At 63.8% G+C, this 5,134-nt stretch carries 5 protein-coding genes; 4 read left to right on the plus strand and 1 reads right to left on the minus strand.

The genetic code is table 11. The annotated features are described in order from the left end of the window. Positions 1–201, plus strand: a 201-nt coding sequence (locus tag EOA29_RS24400) for a YbfB/YjiJ family MFS transporter (RefSeq protein ID WP_127221716.1), incomplete at its 5' end; no start/stop codon positions are given. A 122-nt stretch (positions 202–323) separates the two neighbouring features. Continuing rightward, the gene (gene sbmA / locus EOA29_RS24405; RefSeq protein WP_127221718.1) at positions 324–1,589 is read left to right on the plus strand and encodes a peptide antibiotic transporter SbmA; all 1,266 of its coding nucleotides are present in this window, start codon (positions 324–326) and stop codon (positions 1,587–1,589) included. On the opposite strand, the gene EOA29_RS24410 is transcribed toward sbmA, so the two are convergent. Beyond that, on the minus strand, positions 1,547–2,578 hold the full coding sequence (locus EOA29_RS24410; protein ID WP_127221720.1) for a polysaccharide deacetylase family protein: 1,032 nt from the start codon (positions 2,576–2,578) through the stop codon (positions 1,547–1,549). The two genes, sbmA and EOA29_RS24410, sit on opposite strands and share 43 nt — an antisense overlap. Before the next feature lie 219 nt (positions 2,579–2,797). Here EOA29_RS24410 and EOA29_RS24415 point away from each other — a divergent pair, with 219 nt between their 5' ends. Continuing rightward, positions 2,798–3,463, plus strand: a complete 666-nt coding sequence (locus EOA29_RS24415) for a tetratricopeptide repeat protein (RefSeq protein ID WP_126095311.1) — start codon at positions 2,798–2,800, stop codon at positions 3,461–3,463. 6 nt (positions 3,464–3,469) lie between these two features. Beyond that, the gene (gene der / locus EOA29_RS24420; protein ID WP_126095310.1) at positions 3,470–4,900 is read left to right on the plus strand and encodes a ribosome biogenesis GTPase Der; all 1,431 of its coding nucleotides are present in this window, start codon (positions 3,470–3,472) and stop codon (positions 4,898–4,900) included. The last annotated feature ends 234 nt before the right edge of the window (positions 4,901–5,134 follow it).

The following is a 5,134-nucleotide window of genomic DNA, read 5'->3' on the forward strand; positions in this document are numbered from 1 at the left end:
AGGCGGCTTGCGCCGCAGGCGCCGCGCCGCATCTTCGCGGTGATGACCGCCGCCTTCGGCCTCGGTCAGATCATCGGCCCGGTCGCCGCCGGCCTGCTCGCCCAGGCCTCGGGCAACTATGTGCTGGCCTCGATCGCGGCTGCCGTAGCGCTACTGCTCTCCGGCGTCATTGCCTGGTCGGCTGCGCCAAAATCGCCATGATTTGTGGTCTTGCTCGTGCCGGGCGCAGGGCAGGGCATTTTCTTTCCCACTAATGTGTGACCTTATGCCCGCCGAACAGCAAACGCCGCTGATTTGCGGTCAGACCGAGGAAACCCGCCACAGTGTTCGTATCCTTCTTCCCGCAGCCGAAGCTTTTCTTCACCTCGGCCGCCGTCTGGAGCCTTGCGGGGATCCTGTTCTGGTTCTTCGGCGGCGAGCAGCTGGGCGCCGTCCTCGGCCTGCCGCCGGCAGCGGCCGGTACTCCGCCCATCATTGGCATCGCGGTCCTGTGGTCGAAGCCGTTCCTGTGGTTCTACATCTACTTCGCGGCTTGCGTGCTGATCTTCTATGCGTTCTGGAGCTGGTATGCCCCGCATCCGTGGCAGAACTGGTCGATCCTGATGACCGCCCTCGTCCTGTTCTTCATCTATTTCAACGTGCAGGTCTCCGTTGCCGTCAATAACTGGTACGGGCCTTTCTTCGACTACGTGCAGGGCCTGATGTCGGGAACGACAGCGTCGACCGACACGGAATTCTACACCGGATTGGCCGATTTCTCCTGGCTGGCGCTGGTCGGCATGAATGTGCAGGTGGTCAACGCCTTTATTGTCAGCCACTGGATCTTCCGCTGGCGCACGGCGATGAACGACTACTTCATGGCAAACTGGGGCCGGCTGCGCCACATCGAGGGCGCCTCGCAGCGTATTCAGGAAGACACCATGCGCTTCTCGCAGATCATGGAGGACCTGGGTTCGAGCTTCGTCCAGTCGATCATGACCCTGATCGCCTTCCTGCCGGTGATGATCCAGCTTCAGGCCCACATCACCGAACTGCCGATCATCGGCGCGGTCCCGCAGCCGCTGGTGGTTGCCGCGCTGGGCTGGTGCGTGTTCGGCACTGCCTCGGTGATGCTCGCCGGTCTCAAGCTGCCGGGCCTGCAGTTCCGCAACCAGCGTGTCGAGGCCGCCTATCGCAAGGAACTCGTCTATGGCGAGGACCACCCCGACCGGGCGCAGCCGGCGACGACCACGGAGCTGTTCACCAATGTGCGCCGCAACTACTTCAGGCTCTATTTCCACTACATCTATTTCAACGTCGTGCGTTACACCTACCTGCAGGCCGACAACATCTTCTCGCTGCTGATCCTCGGACCCTCGCTGGTCGCGCACAAGATCACCTTCGGCGCCCTGAATCAGATCTCGAATGCCTTCGGCAAGGTGACGAATTCGCTGCAGTTCCTGTTGAATTCCTGGTCAACCATCGTCGAGCTGCAGTCGGTGCACAAGCGCCTGCGCGCCTTCGAGGCAACGCTGGAGGGCGAGCCGCTGCCGGACATCGATCAGCGCTATCTCGCCAAGCATGGCGCGGAGGATGCGGCCTGCCTTTGATCGGCGCGCTGCCGCTCGACATAGTCGCGGAAGCTGATGCACTCGACCTGCTGCATGACGCACACCTCGCCGGCAAAGCGCTCGAGCGCGTTCCAGTAGGTGCCGCCGTTCATCTGCGTGAAGTGGAAGCCGAGCTCGAGCGGAAGGCGCTTGCCGTTGTACTGCGCATCGAAGGCGGCGCGGAACGCATGATAGGCGCGGTCGGCGAATTCGGACGCCTTGGCCGGCTCGTCGAAGCCGCCCGAATGGCGGACATAGAGATTGTAATCCATGGCGACCACTGGCCTCGACTTCGGTCCTTCCGGAATCAGCGGCAATGCAAAATGCGTGACGCCGTTCCTCGTCGGCGGCGGGGCAGGACCGTTCGAGACGCCGCTCGCGTCGTACTGGAAGCCGGCTTCGGGCAGCGCTTCGTAAAGCGCCTTGTCGGTCGAGAGGTACGGCGCGCGAAAACCGGTCACGGCATGACGGGCGAAATCGCGCCAGCCGGGCGGCTCGGGCGAGATGCCGTTGATCGCATAGGCATTCTCGAAGATGTGCCGGAATGCGCCGAACTCGGCCAGCCAGTCGGCCTTGCTCCAGGCCTTGCCGTCGAAATGGCCGCAGGCATGGCTGCCGATGTCGTGGCCTTCGGCGGCCGCGAGCCGGATCTGTTCGAGCCGGTCCGCCACCTCCTGTTTCGAGGCGGCAAAGCCGATATTCGATTTGCCGGCGCCCTTGCCGGGCGCGATGTACTCAGCGCGCGTGTCCGGCGAGAGCAGGAAGACGCAGGACAGAAAATAGGTGAAATGCGCGCCGGTGCGCTTTGCCAGCGCGCGGCTGCGTTCCCATTGCGAAATCTCGCGCGCGCTGTCGAAGGAGATGAGGACGATCTGCTTCGGCTTCACCGGTATCGGCTCAGGCGATTTGGGCGGATCGGCGAAAGCCCAGGCAACGCAGGTGGCTAGCGAAGCAAGACTGAACGCAAGGACGCGGAACGGATGTGGCACTTGTTGCCTTTCGGGGCGATCTTTCAGACTATTGAAAAGCCGGCTATCGGCCAAATGTGGCATCGGTACGTTCCGGCTCGCCTGCAAGCCGCTCTGGATTGTCCCGCCGATTTTCCGGCCGGACCCCTTCCATGCCGACAAAATTTCGCTAAAACGCGGGCTCAAGAAGCGCCCCGCCAAGGGGCGTGATGGTTTTTTGGCCGCAATGGTTTTTGATTGATGTCGGACGACAGTTTTATCCGCGAAGTCAACGAGGAGATTCGCCGCGACCAGGCGCAGGCGCTGTGGGACCGTTTTGGTCCGGCGTTGCTTGGCCTTGCCATCCTGGTGGTGGTCGGCACTGCCGCCGTCGTTGGCTACCGCTACTGGGACGAGACCCGTGCCAACCGCTCGGGCGATGCCTTCTCAGCTGCCCTCAAGCTTGCCAATGAGGGCAAGAACGACGAGGCGATCGCGGCTCTCGATCAACTGGAAAAGGACGGCTACGGCGCCTATCCGCTGCTCGCCCGCATGCGCGCGGCGACCGTCAAAGCCGACAAGGGCGATGTCGACGCCGCCGTCAAGGACTTCGACGAGGTCGCCGCCGACAGCGCAATTCCCGCCGGCATACGTGATATGGCTCGCCTGAGGGCAGCGCTGCTGCTGGTCGACCACGGCTCCTTCGCCGATGTTTCCAGCCGGGTCGAGGCGCTGACCGCCGACACCAATCCGCTGCGCCATTCCGCGCGCGAGGCGCTTGGTCTTGCCGCCTGGAAGGAAGGCAAGTCGGCCGACGCGCTCAAACTGTTCGACCAGATCTCTTCGGATGACGGCGCCCCGCGCAATGTGCGCCAGCGGGCGCAGTTGATGTCCGAACTGATCCGCGGGTCGGGCAACGCGTCGTGACCTCGGATGGGCTTCAAAGTCGCCATCATCGGCCGGCCTAACGTCGGCAAATCGACTCTTTTCAATCGGCTGGTGGGAAAGAAGCTGGCGCTTGTCGACGACACGCCGGGGGTGACGCGTGACCGTCGTGTGCATCCCGCCAAGCTTTACGATCTTCACTTCGACGTCATCGACACCGCCGGCTTCGAGGATGCGGCGGCCTCGACGCTGCCCGGCCGCATGCGCCAGCAGACCGAGATCGCGATCCGCGAAGCCGACCTGATCTTCTTCACCGTCGACGCCAAATCCGGCCTGATGCCCGACGACCGGACCTTCGCCGAGGTGGTCCGCAAATCCGGCAAGCCGGTCGTGCTGGTCGCCAACAAGGCCGAGGCGCGTGGTGCGCAAGCCGGCATGCTGGAAGCCTGGGAGCTTGGCCTCGGCGAGCCGATCCCCGTCTCGGCCGAGCATGGCCAGGGCATGCCCGACCTGCGCGACGCGGTGATCGCGGCGCTCGGCGAGGAACGCGCCTTCGGCGAGGACGAGGAACAAGCGGGTGACGAGATCGCCGTGAGCGAGGTGCTGATCGGCGAGGATATCGCCGATCCCGATGCCGAGCCCACCTATGACGACACCAAGCCGCTGCGCATCGCCGTCGTCGGTCGCCCCAATGCCGGCAAGTCGACGCTGATCAATGCGCTGATCGGCGAGGAGCGGCTGCTGACCGGCCCGGAAGCCGGCATCACCCGCGATTCCATCTCGGTCGACTGGGACTGGCGCGGCCGCCGGATAAAACTGTTCGACACGGCCGGCATGCGGCGCAAGTCGAAGGTCCAGGAAAAACTCGAGAAGCTTTCGGTGCAGGACGGCCTGCGCGCCATCCGCTTCGCCGAGATCGTCATCATCATGCTCGACGCCACCATCCCCTTTGAGAAGCAGGATCTGCAGATCGCCGACCTCATCATCCGCGAGGGCCGCGCGCCGGTGATCGCCTTCAACAAATGGGACCTGATCGACAACCCGCAGGAGCTTCTGGCCGAGCTGCGCGAGAAGACCGAGCGGCTTCTTCCCCAGGTGCGCGGCATCCAGGCGGTGACCGTCTCGGCCGAAACCGGGCGCGGCCTCGACCGGCTGATGGAAGCCGTCATCAAGACGCACAAGGTCTGGAACAGCCGCGTCTCCACCGGCAAGCTGAACCGCTGGCTGGAAGGCATCCTCGCCCATCATCCGCCGCCCGCCGTCGCCGGCCGCCGGCTGAAGATCAAATACGTCACCCAGGCCAAGACCCGCCCGCCGGGCTTCGTCGTCTCCTGCTCGCGCCCGGACGTGATGCCGCAATCCTATGTCCGCTATCTGTCGAACAGCCTGCGCGAGGCCTTCGACATGCCCGGCGTGCCGATCCGGATGGCGCTGCGCACCTCGGAAAATCCTTTCGCCGGCCGGGCGAAGAAGCGCTGAGGTTTATTCTCCATCGCGGGGTACTAAGATCTTCGGGCCGCTGGCGGGACAGCACCCCCTTCTGTCCTGCCGGACATCTCCCCGCAAGGGGGGAGATCAGCAGCTCTTGTCCGAACCGGATAGATAGGTAACAGAATGGACCGATTAGATGGGTGACAGTTTTCTCGTTTGCCGGGAGGACCGGCGATGGTTTGGCGAGAGACTGGACTCATGGACGAGCGGCTTCGTTTTGTT

The organism is Mesorhizobium sp. M1E.F.Ca.ET.063.01.1.1 (assembly GCF_003998155.1).
Classification (GTDB): Bacteria; Pseudomonadota; Alphaproteobacteria; order Rhizobiales; family Rhizobiaceae; genus Mesorhizobium.